Origin of the sequence: Enterococcus sp. DIV0294 (assembly GCF_050558155.1) — a bacterium.
Lineage (GTDB): Bacteria > Bacillota > Bacilli > Lactobacillales > Enterococcaceae > Enterococcus > Enterococcus faecalis.
The window spans coordinates 776,549-791,865 of sequence record NZ_CP187889.1 but is presented as its reverse complement, the minus strand read 5'-3'; the positions used below and the strand labels follow the sequence as shown (position 1 = coordinate 791,865).

Sequence of the window (15,317 nt, the reverse complement as noted above, 5' to 3'; positions counted from 1 at the left end):
AAGAATAGTTACATGAGCGAGTAAATAAGAAAAAGCGCTGAAAATTCAGCGCTTTTTCTTATTTTAATTGAATGAGTAAGCCAAAATGATCACTGACTATCGGTGTTTTCCTACCATCAAAAATTACTTCATATTTTCGTACGTGCCACTGTTTTGGAACAAATGCGTAGTCAATCCGCAAGGCTGCTTCATTTTCTTCCCAGCCATCTATTTTTTTCTCTACTGTCGCTTCACCGCTTGTCTCTTCCGCTACAACAAATGCATCTTGAATCGGCAAGTAACTATTTTCCACTAATTGATAGCCAGTTGTACCAGCTGGGTTGTTTAAATCGCCTAAAATGACTAGCGGTTGTTGCCCCATCGCTAAGTATTTCTCTAATTGTAGCCATTCATAGGCAAAACCTGTACAGGGTGTTTCCCACCAAGAAAAGTGACCAGAGACAACAGTAAGCGTACCTTTTGAACTCTCTGTCTCCGCTACTAAGATTTTTCTTGTTCGATAATTCGTTGGTTCTTGGCTTTCTGAAATAAGGAGAGCTTCACTAGTCAACGGACATTTCGAAAGTAGTGCGTTCCCTTCTTCATAAATAGCGTAACCAATGTGGCTCTTTTCCCAACTCCAATAATAGTGTTGGCCTTTTCCAGCTAGATATTGAACGATTAGATATGCAAAATTATCTTCATGGATCGGCGTTTGGGTCGCTATGGGACAAAAAGTAGTTAACTGTTCTAACGGCACTTTCTTGGAAGCGACTTTCTGATTCACTTCTTGTAAGGCAATTATTTCACTTTCAGAAGATAAAATCACCTTGGCAATCTCCTCTAATTTTTTTAATGGTTCTTCTTCTAACCAGCTATGAGTATTGATTGTTAAAAGATTCATCTTTTCCCCTTCTCTTACATGTTATTAGGTCGGGCACAATTATTGATTGTGCCCGACCTAATCATTTAAATTTCAATCTGTCCGATCACAGTTCCCGCAGTGGTGGTTCCTAGTTGATGAATAACTACTTGTTCCACTTTGTCGCTGTTTGTAAAGGCGACAATAATCGTTGTTTCTTTGCCAGCTTGTTCAATCACATCCAAATTCATTTTAGCTAGTTTCGTCCCAGCTTTCAATGATTGTCCTTCTTTAACAAAAGATTCAAAAGCAGGAGTTGCCATTTCGACTGTATCAATCCCCATATGGACAAGTACTTCAATACCTTCTTCTGTTTGTAGCCCAATCGCATGTTTGCTTGGGAAAACACTTAGGACTTTCCCCGAAATTGGTGCCACCACCTCTCCTTCTAGAGGCTTAACTGCAAATCCATCCCCCATCATTTTTTGTGAAAAGACAGGATCATTGACTTGCGCCATTGGAATAACTTCCCCTGTCGCTACAGCCACGAAATCTTTTTTCTTGCCTAAGAAATTCGTTGTTGGCACTCCTGCTGTACTTTCTGCTATAACTGGTTCTGGAATGTCAACGCCGGAAGCTAATAAATCTTCAATATCGGATTTTAAAACATCGGCTTTTGGTCCATAAACGGCTTGAACGCCATTATCTTTCACAATCAAGCCCATTGCACCTGCCCGTTTCCACGCCTCTTCCGAACCGACTTTTTCTCGATCCTTTACACTGACACGTAAGCGTGTCATACACGCATCAACTTCTTTGATATTTTGTTTACCGCCAAGTAAGTAGACAATTTGCGCGATTTGCTGATCGACAACGCCTGAACCAGCCGCGCCAGATGCGATTTCTTCGCCGTTATCATTGTCATAGTTTCCATTTCTTCCAGGTGTTGCGTAATTAAATTTTTTAATTAAGAAATTCGCTAAGAAATAAGTGACAACACCAAAAATGATGACCATTAAAACAAAATTGATTAAATCGCCACCTAAACCAGCTTTTATTGCTAGCGGTGTTCTTGTTAACAATTCAATATTTCCAAACGAATGCACACGCAATGGTAAAATATCAGCCATTGCAAAAGCAGCACCTTGGATCACGGCATAAATCACATAAAGCGGCACTGCAGCAAACATAAACATGAATTCTAGCGGCTCTGTCACACCAGTTAAGAAAACAGCTAAAGCAGCAGAAAAATACATTGATTTATATTTAGCTTTTTTATCTGCATCGACATTACGATACATCGCCAAAGCCATCCCCATTAAAATCCCTGAAGAACCAATCATTTGGCCTACTTTGAATCGAGCTGGTATCCAATTTTCTAAGACAAACTGATACTTGCTCATATCACCAGCGCCTTTAAGATTCACTAAGTCTGTTGCCCAAGCCAACCATAAAGGATCTTGACCAAAGACTTGGGTTCCAGCTTGTGCGCCAGATAAAATTTCATACGTTCCACCTAATTGTGTATAGTTGATTGGAATCGTCAACATATGATGTAACCCAAAAGGTAATAACAAACGTTCCAACGTTCCATATAAGAATGGCGCTAAAATAGGTGCACTGTCTTGAGATTGCGCAATCCATAACCCAAAATTATTAATTCCCGCTTGAATATTTGGCCAAATAAGTGCTAATGCAATTGAGACAATTGTTGACCACAAAATAACGACAAATGGGACAAACCGTTTACCATTAAAAAATGATAGCGCATCTGGTAATTTCCGATAATTGTAATACTTGTTGTAAGCCATCGCACCGACAAAACCAGCAATAATCCCTACAAAAACACCCATATTTAATGCCGGAGCTTCTAAGACACTTGTAAAGAATCCCTTCACCATAATCTTGGTGCCAAATAAGGTATGCGTGAAAGCTTGTTCATCAGCCAACATTTCATTTGTTACACCAAAAATGGCTCCAGTAATACGGTTGATTAAAACAAAAGAAATCCCCGCTGCAAATGCGCCACCTGCACGATCTTTGGCCCAACTGCCACCTATTGCTAACGCAAATAGTAAATGTAAGTTGCCAATAATTGCCCAACCGATACTCTCCAGAACTCCGCCTGTTGTTACTAACAAGCCTAAATTAGGATCGATTAAGGGAAGCGATTTCCCAATACTAATCATTAAACCCGCTGCGGGCATTACTGCCACAACGACCATTAAAGCTTTCCCGAATTTTTGCCAAAACTCAAAACTAAACATTTTTTTCATTCCTGCCACTCCTTACGCAATCGGTTTCGTTATGTTGCCATTATATACTCCTGTTTCCTTTTTGTAAATGCTTTAATTTCAAAAATATTGTGGAAAACAACTCCCTACTACTTAATCCTTTTTTTATTTTGTCTTTTAATAAAGCAAATAAAGCTCCTTCTATCCTACCTTTGTTTCAGCTTTTATTCATAAGATTACACTTTTTAAGCATTGACTATTGACTAATGCAATCGGTTGCGTTTATGATAGACCTATCAATAAAATCACTGAGGGGGATTCTCATGAAACAAATCAAACGTTTATTCCAAATTGATCCTTGGAAAATCCGTACTACACACTTAGATAAAGAAAATTTACGTTTACAAGAATCATTAACGAGCATTGGCAATGGCTATATGGGGATGCGGGGAAATTTTGAAGAACACTATTCTGGCGACCACCATCAAGGAACCTATTTAGCAGGTGTTTGGTATCCAGACAAAACACGTGTTGGTTGGTGGAAAAATGGTTATCCTGAATATTTTGGCAAAGTGATTAACGCAATTAATTTCATCGCAATGGACTTACAAATTGATGGACAAACAATTGATTTAGCCACTACACCTTACGAAGATTTTTCTTTAGAATTAGACATGCAAAATGGGGTCCTTTCTCGGCAATTCACCATCCAAACACCGAAGAACAAAGTGCGCTTCTCTTTTGAACGTTTTTTAAGCTTAGAAAAAAAAGAAGCAGCTTACATCCACTTAACAATTGAAATGTTGGAAGGTACAGGCACAATCACTCTTCACTCAAAATTGGATGGCGATGTTCAAAATGAAGACAGCAATTATGAAGAACATTTTTGGGAAGAAATGGCTATTGAAACACAAGAAACACTTGGCTTTGTTACGACTAAGACCATTCCTAACAACTTTGAAATAGAGCGTTTTACAGTGACTGCAGGCATGCGCCATTTCATCGATGGAGCCTCTGTTGTGCCTACATATACACAACAGCCCTTGGCTTTAACCGCAGAATTGACAGTGTCTTTAAACGAAGGCGAAACGACCGCCATCACAAAAGAAGTGCTTGTCGTTACCAGTCGTGATGTGCCAGAAACGCAACAAATCACACGAGTAAACGAATTATTTGCAGAAATGACTACCTTGTACCCTGAAGCAAAAGCTGGGCAAGCTGCCGCTTGGGCAAAACGTTGGCAATTAGCTGATGTTGTTATTGAAGGAGATGACGAAGCCCAACAAGGCATCCGTTTTAATCTGTTCCAACTTTTCTCAACCTACTATGGTGAAGACGATCGTTTAAATATCGGACCAAAAGGCTTTACGGGCGAAAAATATGGAGGTGCCACATATTGGGATACCGAAGCATATGCTGTCCCACTTTACTTGGCGTTGGCTAAGCCCGAAGTTACTAAAAATCTACTGAAATATCGCCACAATCAATTGCCTCAAGCCATTCATAATGCCCAACAACAAGGGTTAAAGGGTGCGCTTTACCCAATGGTTACTTTTACTGGTGTCGAATGTCATAATGAGTGGGAAATCACTTTTGAAGAGATTCACAGAAATGGTGCGATTGCTTATGCGATTTATAATTATGTCAACTATACAGGAGACGAAGATTATCTAAAAGATGCTGGTCTAGAAGTACTTGTAGCAATCGCTCGTTTTTGGGCAGATCGGGTCCACTTCTCCCAACGTCATAAACAATATATGATTCATGGCGTAACGGGGCCAAATGAATATGAAAATAATATCAACAATAACTGGTATACCAATACCATCGCTGCGTGGGTTCTACGTTACACCCGTGAGTCTTATTTAAAATTCCAAGAAGAAACAACGCTCAAAATTGCAGACGACGAATTAGCTAAATGGGCAGACATTGTAGAAAATATGTACTTCCCAGTGGATAATGAATTAGGCATTTTTGTACAACATGACACTTTCTTAGATAAAGATTTAATGCCTGTTTCTGATTTACCACTTAGTGAGCTGCCTTTAAATCAACATTGGTCATGGGATAAAATTTTGCGGTCTTGTTTCATTAAACAAGCCGATGTTCTTCAAGGAATTTATTTCTTCAATGACGCCTTTTCTTTAGAAGAAAAACGCCGGAACTTTAACTTTTACGAACCAATGACTGTCCATGAATCTTCTCTTTCACCAAGCATTCATGCTGTGTTAGCTGCTGAATTAGGCATGGAAGAAAAAGCAGTGGAAATGTATCAACGAACAGCGCGCCTTGACTTAGATAATTACAATAATGATACAGAAGATGGCTTACACATTACCTCAATGACTGGTAGTTGGCTAGCGATTGTGCAAGGTTTTGCCCAAATGAAAACCGACCATCAACAACTAAAATTTGCACCCTTTTTACCAGCGACATGGACAGCCTACTCATTCCACATTAATTATCGGAATCGTTTACTATTTGTTGAAGTTGCAGCAGACCAAGTGGCCTTCACTTTACTCGACGGCCCTGCAATTCCATTAACTGTTTACGATCAAAAATACACATTAAAAGATCGATTAGTTTTACCGATCAGAAAGGAAGAAGTTCATGTTTAAAGGCGTTTTGTTTGATTTAGATGGCGTTATTACTGATACAGCAGAATTTCATTACCACGCTTGGAAAAAATTAGGGAACGAAATTGGAATTTCCATTGACCGTGTTTTCAACGAACAATTGAAAGGTGTAAGCCGTGAAGATTCTCTGCAGTTACTGTTAAAATACGGAAAAAAAGAAGGCACGTTTTCTTCTGAAGAATTTGCCCAGTTAGCGCAACGGAAAAACGATTATTACTTGGAAATGATCCAAGCGATTACACCTGAAGATGTCTACCCAGGAATTCTTTCTTTATTAACGGAATTACGTGAAGCCAATATTAAAATCGCCTTGGCTTCTGCAAGTAAAAATGGGCCTTTCCTTTTAGAAAAAATGCAATTGACGCCCCTTTTTGATGCCATTGCTAATCCAGCAGACGTCCAGGCAGGTAAACCCGCTCCAGATATTTTCATTTTAGCTGCGAAAGAAATTGATTTGACACCAGCAGAATGTCTTGGCATTGAAGATGCCAAAGCTGGGATTCAAGCGATTCTTGCTAGCGGAGCGCAACCTGTTGGCGTTGGCCGCAAAGAAGAGTTAGGCGAAGGGTTGCCCATCGTGCCAGAGACGAGCGCTTTAACGTTTGATTACTTAAAAAAAGTGTGGCTTGATCATGAAGGATAATCGTATCACCGTGACCGATATTTCAAACACAAACTTAAAAAAAATTACTTTGAAGAACGACTTTTTAGAAGTCGTTCTTCTCAATTATGGCGCGCGCCTCCATCAACTTTTGATGCCAAACAAAAACAATCATTGGGAAAATATCCTTTTATCGTATGATTCGTATCAAGATGTATTAAAGGATCAAAGCTTTTTTGGCGCCACTGTTGGACCAGTTGCTGGACGCATTCGTAATGGCCATTGGCAAAATGGAATATTAGAACAAAATAGCGACGGTCATCATATCCATGGTGGCTCAAAGGGGTGGTCTTTTCAATATTGGACAGTCGAGCCCTTTGAAAAAAAGGATATCATTGGCGTTGCTTTTCATTTAACCGACACCATTTCTGGCTATCCTGGACCAATTGAGGCCACCATCACTTATCAGCTAGAGGATAATCAATTACGAATGATCAGTACTGGACGAAGTAAACAGGAAACACTTTTTAATCCTACGAACCACGCCTACTTTAATTTATCTGGCGATGGAAAGTTAGACATTCTGTCACATTTGCTATCTTTGAACTGTCAAGGTATGTTAGAATTAGACGATAATAAGCTGCCTACTGGACGGATTTTACCAGCTTCTGAACTATCCATACGTTTTATTGAACTGACACCTATCGAAACAATCCTCCAACGCTATCCAACTGGGTTAGATGATGTTTTCCCCTTAGTTGGCTCTGACTTAAGACAGCCACAATTATGCTTACAAGAACCTACTTCTGGAAGAAAAATGACGATAGCAACAACGAACCAAAGTATGGTATTATTTTCTACGACTGGTTTTGAGGCTCCTTTTTCTATTAATGGACAAGCGATGCATTCAAACTATGGCTTAGCAATTGAACCTCAAGAGTATCCAGACATTGTTCATCATCCTCAATGGGGCTCTATTTTATTACCAGCTAATAAAAAGCAAACCTACCAAACGGTTTATCAATTTAACCTTCTATAATCACTAAGAAAGGCGTGGCAAAAATGGCAATTACAGTAAAAGATGTCGCTAAGAAAGCGGGGGTTGCAACTTCAACCGTTTCGCGTGTCATTAACGATCATCCAAGTATTTCTGAATCGACAAAAAAGAAAGTGCGAAAAGTCATGGATGACTTAGGCTATGTGCCAAATATGACGGCACGGAATTTGGGTAAACGAATTTCAAGTGCCATTGGCGTAATTTTACCTCCTTTAGATTCGAAAGAACGGTTAGGGAATCCATTTTATTTAGAAATTATGGAAGCCATCAACGAGGAAGCCCGTCTTTACGATATGACTACTGCTATTGCAACTGCCAAAAGTTTTGATGTACTATTGGAAAACGTTAAAAGAATGCATCTTCAAAAACAAGTGGACGGTTTTATTCTTGTGTATTCAGATAGTAAGGACCCCGTCATTGATTACTTATATGAAAACAACATTCCCTTTACTTTAATCGGTCAACCTTACCAACATGAAACGGAGATAGTTTACGTGGATAATGATAATCAATTATTAGGGAAACAAGCGACGGAATTTTTAATTGAAAACGGCCATAAAAATATTTTATTTGTGACCAATACAACGCATGAAAGTTTGTACTTTGAACGTTACTTTGGTTATCAAAAAGCAATGATGATGCAAGGATTAACTGTTTTACCAAGCGTTGCGTTAGAAAAACCTGAAGATTACATGGCTTTTGATGACATTCTTCATCAAAATAATGCCACGGCGTTGGTGGTGATTGATGATATCTTTGCTTTGCGGACGATGCAACTTGCGCAAATCTATGGTTATCAAGTTCCTGAAACTTTATCCATTATTAGTTTTAACAACTCAATCTTTTCAACATTGACACATCCTTATCTAACAAGCATTGACATCGACACGTCAGAATTAGGTCGAATGGCGATGAAAAAATTATATGAATTAATCCACGAAGAATTGACAAATGGTGTCCGTCTCGTTATTCCTCACAAATTAATTAAGCGTGAAACAGTTATTCCTATTCATTAAAAAAGAAACGTAAGCAGTGTTAAACTGCTTACGCTTCTTTCTATGTGTACGCTCTTATTCGTATGTATTACTTTTATAAAATAACTTTTTGCGAAATTTTTTTCCAAAACGTTTCTTCTTTTGCATCAAATTGAGCTGGTTCCCCGTCAGACAATTTTTCATTTAATAATGATAATTTTTCTTGATGTTTTGCATACTCATCTTTTTTTATTAGCTCTAAACGATACGCACGATCCAAGATCGACTCTCGATAGTTAACATTCATTTTCGTTGCCTTCGCCATTTCTTACATTCCTTCCCAAAATAAATTTTCATTTTTTCGTTAAATTCTTCTATAATTATAACAAAAATATCAGAAAAATAAATATGAAACAAACGATAATTGCGAAAATTTTGTTTTTTCATGCAATTATCGTTCGATTATTTAAGAAATTAAAATTATTAACCAATAATTAATCAATCAGCAAACGCATTAAATGAACATCTAAAAATTCACCTTGGTCTGTTTTGGCGCCCCGAGGCATAATTGCCTCTGTTTCAAAACCTAATTTTTTATAGACATGAATCGCTCGTTGATTACGATCCTGTACCGTTAATTCCAAGCGACGAATAACATGACTTTCATGCGCCCAGCGAATAAGTTCTTCCATCAGGATACTGCCCAGTCCATAGCCCCAGTACTCTTTTAAAATACTAATGCCAATTTCACCAATATGCTCCATCCGCTTTTTAGAAGAAGCAGACACAGAAGCGGTCCCAATGATCGCTTTTCCCGCTAATGCCACCAATAAAACATTATTTGGTGATTCATAGAGTGTTGCTAGATTTTCAGCCAATTCTGTTGTCGACATGGCCATTCCTCGCTCATCCATTACCAAATAGGGCGTTTCACTCCCAATTTTTGACATCACAGATAGTAATTGATCCGCATCAGTAGGCACTGCTTCTCGAATAGAAAATGTTTGTTCAGTCATATTCGCGAGCCTCCCACACTTGTAAAATCTCTGCTATTCTTTCTTCTGCCAATGGACCAGTTCCACGGAATTCAAGAACTCTCTTGTCAGCTTCTTGAGAATCTTTATTTAAAATAATTTCTAAATAATCTTCTGGCAATTCTTCTTCAATCAAGCTGCCCCATTCTACAACGGATAGCCCATCTCCTTCAAAATACTCATCTAACCCTAATTCATCCGCACCCTCTTCAACACGGTAGACATCCATATGGTATAACGGAAGTCGTCCTTGTGGATATTCGCGGATAATCGTATAGGTGGGACTTTTAATCATTTGGGAAATGCCTAATCCTAAAGCAATCCCTTTCGTCATTGTCGTCTTACCGGCCCCTAAATCACCAGTCAGGACAATTACATCACCAGCTTGTGCCTTTTGTCCAATGATTTTAGCAATTGCTTCTGTTTCCAATGGATTGTTCAGGACAATGTTCATTTTTTTGCCTCCCATCTGCAAGAATCTATGTATGAAAGTATACCGAAAATTCAATAAGTTGACTAGTGGCAGCTTCAAAAAAATAAAGTTGAGGCCCAAGTGTCCTGGGAACCTCAACTTCTACTTTGCTTATTTATCATGCTTCGACATAGTTAATTAGTCGTTCATTAATGTTTGAGCAGCTGTAATGATTGATAATTTATAAACATCTTCTTCGTTTGCACCACGTGATAAATCAGAAACTGGTTTGTTCAATCCTTGTAAGATTGGGCCAATTGCTTCAAAGTTACCTAAACGTTGAGCAATTTTGTAGCCAATATTTCCTGATTGTAAATCTGGGAATACAAAGACTGTTGCTTCTCCAGCCACTTTTGAGTTGGGCGCTTTTAATTGTGCGACAGAAGATACGTAAGAAGCATCAAATTGTAATTCACCATCAATCGCATATTCAGGTGCTAATTCTTGCGCAATTTTTGTAGCTTCAGCAACTTTTGTTACTTCTGGTGCTTTTGCAGAACCTTTTGTTGAAAAACTTAACAATGAAACTTTTGGTTCAATGTCAAATAATTCAGCTGTTTTGGCACTATCAACAGCAATTTCAGCTAATTCTTGTGCAGTTGGGTTCACGTTAATCGCGCAGTCTGAGAATAAATATCTTTCTTGGTCACGACCACGAATCATTAAGAAGGCACCACTTGTACGGCTCACACCTGGTTTTGTTTTAATGATTTGTAACGCAGGACGAACTGTATCACCTGTTGAGTGGATAGCACCACTAACCATACCATCAGCAATACCCATGTAAGTTAACATAGTACCGAAATAGTTGACATCTTTTAAGATTTTTTCAGCATCTTCTTTAGTAGCTTTTCCATTACGGCGTTCAACAAATGCTTCGACCATTTCATCCCATTTTTCATAATCATTTGGATTAATAATAATAAAGTTTGATGTGTTGATTCCACGAGCCATAGCAGCATTTGCGATATCTGTTGGATCACCAATTAAGATTGGTTCTACTAATTCATCAGATTTTAAGCGGGCAGCAGCACCTAAGATTCTAGGATCTGTTGCTTCAGGGAAAACAATTTTGATATTACGGCGTACGACTTTAAATTTTAAGCTATCGAATAATTCCACGATAAACCCTCCAGTTTTATATTTACAAAATCCATCATACACTATTCTCAATGAAAATAACAGTTTTTTCTAGCTGTATTAGTCAAAAAAACCAATAATCCGATAAACTTTTCACAAACTAACTCTTCTACACTATAACAGCATACACTGTTACACTACACTGTTTCAGGAAGTTGCCAATCAATCGACGTTTCCCCTAAACGTTCTAGAGCGGCATTCGCTTGAGAAAACGGACGTGAGCCAAAAAAACCACGATGTGCTGACAATGGACTTGGGTGTGGCGATTTGATAATCACATGACGAGTCGTATCAATCATTTTAATTTTTTCTTGAGCAGGACGTCCCCATAAAATGAAAACAACAGGTTTTTCACGCTCATTCAACTTTTCGATAATGACATCTGTCAGTTGCTCCCACCCTTTACCTCGATGGGAATAGGCTTGACCTGCCCGAACGGTCAACACAGTATTTAATAATAACACGCCTTGTTTGGCCCAGCTTTCTAAAAAGCCATGGTTGACGGGTTGGTACCCTAAATCAGCTTGTAATTCTTTGTAAATATTCGCAAGAGATGGCGGCACTTTCACACCCGGCTGGACAGAGAAACTTAGTCCGTGTGCTTGATTGGGTCCATGATATGGGTCTTGTCCCAAAATTACTACTTTTACTTTTTCAAAAGGGGTTAGTTCTAACGCTGAAAATAAATGATACATATCTGGATAAATCGTTTGTGTCTGATATTCTTTTTTCAAAAATTCCCGCAATTCTTGATAATACGGTTTTTCAAATTCAGCAGATAAAACGGTTTGCCAACTATTGTGAATAATTTCTTTCATAATGCTCACTCCTTCGCTCTCTAAGCATAACGAATTTCTCCAAACCTGACAAGAAATTTCTGGGTACTTTCTCTTGGAAAAACGTGGTAAACTATAGGTAAGCTTTAAATAGATAATGAGGTGTAGAGAATCGATGATTAAATTAATTGCTTCAGATATGGATGGAACACTTTTAGATGCAAAAATGAGCATCACAAATGATAACGCTTCAGCAATTCGCGAAGCGGAACGTTTAGGAATCGAATTTATGGTTGCTACTGGCCGCGCATATACCGAAGCGAAACCCGCGTTAGAAGAAGCTGGAATTGACTGCGCCATGATTACTTTAAACGGCGCCCAAGTGTTCGACAAAGATGGACACTCACTTTTCACGGCTGGGATCGAAAAAGAAACAGTAACAGAAGTACTAACTATTTTGAGTCAACACAATGTTTACTATGAAATCTCTACAAATAAAGGTATTTTTTCTGAACATCAAGAAAAAAGAATTGAAAACTTTGCCGCTCATATTGCAGAATCCATGCCCCATTTAACTTATAAAGTGGCGATCGCCATGGCTTCAGCACACCTATCTTTATTGCATATTACCTATGTTGATCGTTTAGACGACATTTTAAAAGATGATTCGATTGAAGTCCTTAAAATTATTGGCTTCAGTATGGATGGGCCGAAAGTATTAGGTCCTGCTGGGATGGAAGTAGAAGAACTAGATGATTTGGTTGTTACCTCTTCTGCGCTTAATAATATTGAAATTAACCACCGCCTAGCACAAAAAGGGATTGCGGTTGCGCGCGTCGCTAAAGAACGTGGGATTCCCGCTGAACAAGTCATGACTATTGGTGATAATTTAAATGACGTCAGCATGATTCAATGGGCTGGGGTAAGTTTTGCAATGGGCAATGCCGAACTGGAATTAAAAGAATACGCTAAATATGAAACAGCCACTAATTTAGAAAATGGTGTTGGCGAAGCCATCCTGCGTGCAATAAGAGAAGATTTGTAATAAGCACTACCAGTTACAGCACTCATTTATATATAGAAAGGAGATCGTGTCGTGTCTGAATTTTTTATTCAAGAACAACAGTTAGGAAAAGTTACGCGAACCATCGTGAAAGACCAAGCAGGCCGTTCACTTTTTCTATTGGTGGGGCGCTGGGGCACACGAGGAGATGCGCTTTCTTTATATGCAATGAACGGAGAAATTTTAGCCAGTATTAAACAAGTTTCTTGGACTTTCGGTACACGATTTGAGTTATATCAGCGTTTTGAAAAAGTGGGTACTCTACGAAAACTGTTCAATTTGAATGCTGATTTCTATTATGTTCAAGGCCTTCACTGGGCAGTTGTTGGGGATATCAAAGCGCATCAATATTCAATTTATCAAGTCCATAAAAAAATTATGTCAATGGATAAAACCATGCTTTGTACAGGCGACTATTTTGTTTTAACTGTTGCCAATGATAAGGACGCACCGTTGTGCATCTGCATAGCAGCTGTCCTTGACTACTGGTTATATAATAAGAAAAAACAAAAAACTTCCGATGATTTTGGATTAGATTTTGATCCTTTAACGGATTAATGAAAAATAACGAAGCTAAAGTGATTGACTTTAGCTTCGTTATTTTTACACTTCTTTTTGCATATGATTGTATAAGTGACCACTAATAGTCATTGTTGTGACATCTTTAAAGCCTTTGCTTGCGTATAACTTTCTCGCCCCGGGATTGTCAAAATCAACATTTAGACCCAAGGCTTGTTTCCCGCTAGCTTTGGCTACTTCAGGTAAAGCATCTAATAACTTAGAACCAATGCCCATTCCACGGAAACGTTCATCCACTGAAATCGTGTCTAAATACCATTCATTAGGCAAAGTTTCTTCTTCAATAAATAGCCGAACATCTTCTGCTAAGCCATGTTTTTTAAAGACTTCTCTTAAAGGTTCATCAATAATCTTTTCATCTTCTGCAGGATAGCCGACAGCAATCCCTGCAACTTCACCTGCATGTTCATAAACTAAAATTCGTTGATAGCCATAGCGATAGGTTGGATACGCCGTTGCCTCTGCTAACAGGTCAATCATTTGTTCTTCTGAGACTTCTTCTAAAATTGGTAACTCCATATCTTTTAAAATAACTAAGACCAGCCGAGCAATCGCTTGACCGTCTTCTTTTGTTGCCGAGCGAATCATTGTAATTCTCCTTTACATTTAACTAAAAAAGAACTGGCTACTATCATTACTGACTTAGCCAATTCCTTTTATCTTGTCTTTAGTATAACAAATTTATTATTGAATTTCTACTGTAACCTGACGTCGTCCCCAAACATGACATTGGTCTATTGAATCAAAATGAACATCAATAATATTTCCTTGAATAGCGCCACCTGTATCTCCAGCAATAGCAAATCCATAACCAGAGACTTTCACTAATGAGCCCAGAGGAATTACGCTTGGATCAACTGCAACTACATTGCTTTGTTTACTTAAGTCAATACCAGTAGCACTTAGATTACTTGCACCTGGCTCACGCCAAGAATAAGCGGTTGATTCCATCTGAAGCACACGACCAGAGCCAGTTCCTGGTGTTGATGATTCGCCTGTCGATGATTCTGTCGTTGATGACGATTCGGATGAACTAGCTGAACTTGAAGATTCAGTGCTACTGCTTTCCGTACTTGTAGAAGAGCTTGATGCTTGACTGCTTGACTCTTCAGCAGCTTCGGCTTCTAGTTTAGCCGCCGCATCTGCTTGCGCTTGTTTGTCAGCAGCTGCTTGTTTCTTCGCTGCTTCTGCTTTGGCGGTTTCTACCGCACGTTTTTTCTGTGCCTCAGCTGCTGCTTTTTCGCTGACTAAGCGTTGTTGCTCTTTCTGTTTGTCTGTCGAAATTTGAGCCAATAATTCTTCATTATTCGCCATTTTTTCTTTTAACTCAGAGACTTTATTATTCATTGAAGAAGCTTCAACTTGTAATTTCTCTTCATTTTGTTTTAAAGTTGTTTGCGTATTTTCAACTTTTTCCTGTAATGCAGCTAACTTTTCTTTTTCGCTAGTTAAGCTTTCAATCTTTTCCCGTTCAAAGTTTTGTAAAACGGTCATGGCGTAGGCCCGATTAAAGAAATCTGATAAATTTTCTGCATCTAATAAGGCTTGCCAAGTACGTTGGTCGCCATTTAATTGAATATCCTTCATACGATCGCCAACAGCTTCTTTACGACGAGAAATATTTTTTTCTGTTTTTTCTATTTCCTCTTTCGAAGTTTTCAACGTATCTTCCGCTTTTGAAATTTGCGTTTTTAAACGTTCGATTTCCGCATATTTAGCATTTACATCGTCTAAGGCTGAATTGATTTCTTTACTAATTAACTCCCCAGATTGTTTCGCTTGCGCTTCTTTTTCTTGCAACGAATCAAGTGATTCTGCTGCCGCAGCGACTGGAAGTCCAAAATTGATAAGCATCATTGTTGTTAAAAATGGTATCAACTTTTTAACCTTCACTAAATCCAACACCTTTC

15 protein-coding genes are annotated in these 15,317 nt (G+C 38.6%); 6 read left to right on the top strand and 9 right to left on the bottom strand.

What is annotated here, in order from left to right; genetic code table 11:
* Nucleotides 1–58: 58 nt before the first annotated feature.
* Nucleotides 59–883 (bottom strand): maltose 6'-phosphate phosphatase, encoded by an 825-nt coding sequence (gene mapP / locus IGJ20_RS03825; protein WP_430605256.1) that lies wholly within the window; start codon nucleotides 881–883, stop codon nucleotides 59–61.
* A 65-nt stretch (nucleotides 884–948) separates the two neighbouring features.
* On the bottom strand, nucleotides 949–3,117 hold the full coding sequence (locus IGJ20_RS03820) for a PTS transporter subunit IIBC (RefSeq protein ID WP_202522392.1): 2,169 nt from the start codon (nucleotides 3,115–3,117) through the stop codon (nucleotides 949–951).
* Nucleotides 3,118–3,398: 281 nt separating this feature from the next.
* Here IGJ20_RS03820 and IGJ20_RS03815 point away from each other — a divergent pair, with 281 nt between their 5' ends.
* Genes IGJ20_RS03815 through bopD form a run of 4 tightly spaced genes read left to right on the top strand, consistent with a single transcriptional unit; the run spans nucleotide 3,399 to nucleotide 8,385 of the window.
* On the top strand, nucleotides 3,399–5,693 hold the full coding sequence (locus tag IGJ20_RS03815; RefSeq protein ID WP_202522391.1) for a glycoside hydrolase family 65 protein: 2,295 nt from the start codon (nucleotides 3,399–3,401) through the stop codon (nucleotides 5,691–5,693).
* Nucleotides 5,686–6,354 carry a beta-phosphoglucomutase gene (pgmB, locus tag IGJ20_RS03810; RefSeq protein ID WP_002355844.1) on the top strand — a complete coding sequence of 223 codons (669 nt, stop codon included), beginning with the start codon at nucleotides 5,686–5,688 and terminating at the stop codon, nucleotides 6,352–6,354. Before IGJ20_RS03815 ends, pgmB begins: the two co-directional genes overlap by 8 nt.
* The gene (locus IGJ20_RS03805) at nucleotides 6,344–7,351 is read left to right on the top strand and encodes an aldose epimerase family protein (protein WP_202522390.1); all 1,008 of its coding nucleotides are present in this window, start codon (nucleotides 6,344–6,346) and stop codon (nucleotides 7,349–7,351) included. The genes pgmB and IGJ20_RS03805 overlap by 11 nt, the downstream gene beginning before the upstream one ends.
* 23 nt (nucleotides 7,352–7,374) lie before the next feature.
* Entirely contained in the window at nucleotides 7,375–8,385 is a 1,011-nt protein-coding gene (bopD, locus tag IGJ20_RS03800; RefSeq protein ID WP_002358859.1) for a LacI family transcriptional regulator BopD, read from the top strand.
* A 73-nt stretch (nucleotides 8,386–8,458) separates the two neighbouring features.
* Here the strand turns inward: bopD and IGJ20_RS03795 are convergent, their stop codons facing one another.
* The 5 genes from IGJ20_RS03795 to IGJ20_RS03775 all read right to left on the bottom strand — a co-directional run bounded on the left by IGJ20_RS03795 (nucleotide 8,459) and on the right by IGJ20_RS03775 (nucleotide 11,807).
* Nucleotides 8,459–8,668: a hypothetical protein gene (locus IGJ20_RS03795; protein WP_002355840.1), complete on the bottom strand. Its 210-nt coding sequence runs from the start codon at nucleotides 8,666–8,668 to the stop codon at nucleotides 8,459–8,461.
* A gap of 169 nt (nucleotides 8,669–8,837) precedes the next feature.
* Nucleotides 8,838–9,359, bottom strand: a complete 522-nt coding sequence (locus IGJ20_RS03790; RefSeq protein WP_002383374.1) for a GNAT family N-acetyltransferase — start codon at nucleotides 9,357–9,359, stop codon at nucleotides 8,838–8,840.
* Nucleotides 9,352–9,846, bottom strand: a complete 495-nt coding sequence (gene tsaE, locus IGJ20_RS03785; RefSeq protein ID WP_025189182.1) for a tRNA (adenosine(37)-N6)-threonylcarbamoyltransferase complex ATPase subunit type 1 TsaE — start codon at nucleotides 9,844–9,846, stop codon at nucleotides 9,352–9,354. The genes IGJ20_RS03790 and tsaE overlap by 8 nt, the downstream gene beginning before the upstream one ends.
* Nucleotides 9,847–9,987: 141 nt before the next feature.
* The gene (gene pta, locus IGJ20_RS03780; RefSeq protein ID WP_002355836.1) at nucleotides 9,988–10,971 is read right to left on the bottom strand and encodes a phosphate acetyltransferase; all 984 of its coding nucleotides are present in this window, start codon (nucleotides 10,969–10,971) and stop codon (nucleotides 9,988–9,990) included.
* Nucleotides 10,972–11,126: 155 nt separating this feature from the next.
* Nucleotides 11,127–11,807: a uracil-DNA glycosylase gene (locus tag IGJ20_RS03775; RefSeq protein WP_202522389.1), complete on the bottom strand. Its 681-nt coding sequence runs from the start codon at nucleotides 11,805–11,807 to the stop codon at nucleotides 11,127–11,129.
* A 133-nt stretch (nucleotides 11,808–11,940) separates the two neighbouring features.
* Between IGJ20_RS03775 and IGJ20_RS03770 the strand changes: the two genes are divergently transcribed.
* Nucleotides 11,941–12,810 carry a Cof-type HAD-IIB family hydrolase gene (locus IGJ20_RS03770; protein ID WP_002383369.1) on the top strand — a complete coding sequence of 290 codons (870 nt, stop codon included), beginning with the start codon at nucleotides 11,941–11,943 and terminating at the stop codon, nucleotides 12,808–12,810.
* 51 nt (nucleotides 12,811–12,861) lie between these two features.
* Complete coding sequence (locus IGJ20_RS03765) at nucleotides 12,862–13,386, top strand: LURP-one-related/scramblase family protein (RefSeq protein WP_016622782.1); 525 nt, start codon at nucleotides 12,862–12,864, stop codon at nucleotides 13,384–13,386.
* 45 nt (nucleotides 13,387–13,431) lie between these two features.
* Here IGJ20_RS03765 and IGJ20_RS03760 read toward each other — a convergent pair whose 3' ends face one another.
* Entirely contained in the window at nucleotides 13,432–13,995 is a 564-nt protein-coding gene (locus IGJ20_RS03760; protein WP_002355832.1) for a GNAT family N-acetyltransferase, read from the bottom strand.
* 96 nt (nucleotides 13,996–14,091) lie between these two features.
* Nucleotides 14,092–15,312, bottom strand: a complete 1,221-nt coding sequence (locus IGJ20_RS03755; protein WP_407027256.1) for a 3D domain-containing protein — start codon at nucleotides 15,310–15,312, stop codon at nucleotides 14,092–14,094.
* Between the last annotated feature and the right edge of the window lie 5 nt (nucleotides 15,313–15,317).

Coding starts and splice junctions, on each gene's coding strand:
- mapP (WP_430605256.1), bottom strand. CDS start 883: ATGAATCTTTTAACAATCAATACTCATAGCTGGTTAGAAGAAGAACCA.
- IGJ20_RS03820 (WP_202522392.1), bottom strand. CDS start 3,117: ATGAAAAAAATGTTTAGTTTTGAGTTTTGGCAAAAATTCGGGAAAGCT.
- IGJ20_RS03815 (WP_202522391.1), top strand. CDS start 3,399: ATGAAACAAATCAAACGTTTATTCCAAATTGATCCTTGGAAAATCCGT.
- pgmB (WP_002355844.1), top strand. CDS start 5,686: ATGTTTAAAGGCGTTTTGTTTGATTTAGATGGCGTTATTACTGATACA.
- IGJ20_RS03805 (WP_202522390.1), top strand. CDS start 6,344: ATGAAGGATAATCGTATCACCGTGACCGATATTTCAAACACAAACTTA.
- bopD (WP_002358859.1), top strand. CDS start 7,375: ATGGCAATTACAGTAAAAGATGTCGCTAAGAAAGCGGGGGTTGCAACT.
- IGJ20_RS03795 (WP_002355840.1), bottom strand. CDS start 8,668: ATGGCGAAGGCAACGAAAATGAATGTTAACTATCGAGAGTCGATCTTG.
- IGJ20_RS03790 (WP_002383374.1), bottom strand. CDS start 9,359: ATGACTGAACAAACATTTTCTATTCGAGAAGCAGTGCCTACTGATGCG.
- tsaE (WP_025189182.1), bottom strand. CDS start 9,846: ATGGGAGGCAAAAAAATGAACATTGTCCTGAACAATCCATTGGAAACA.
- IGJ20_RS03775 (WP_202522389.1), bottom strand. CDS start 11,807: ATGAAAGAAATTATTCACAATAGTTGGCAAACCGTTTTATCTGCTGAA.
- IGJ20_RS03770 (WP_002383369.1), top strand. CDS start 11,941: ATGATTAAATTAATTGCTTCAGATATGGATGGAACACTTTTAGATGCA.
- IGJ20_RS03760 (WP_002355832.1), bottom strand. CDS start 13,995: ATGATTCGCTCGGCAACAAAAGAAGACGGTCAAGCGATTGCTCGGCTG.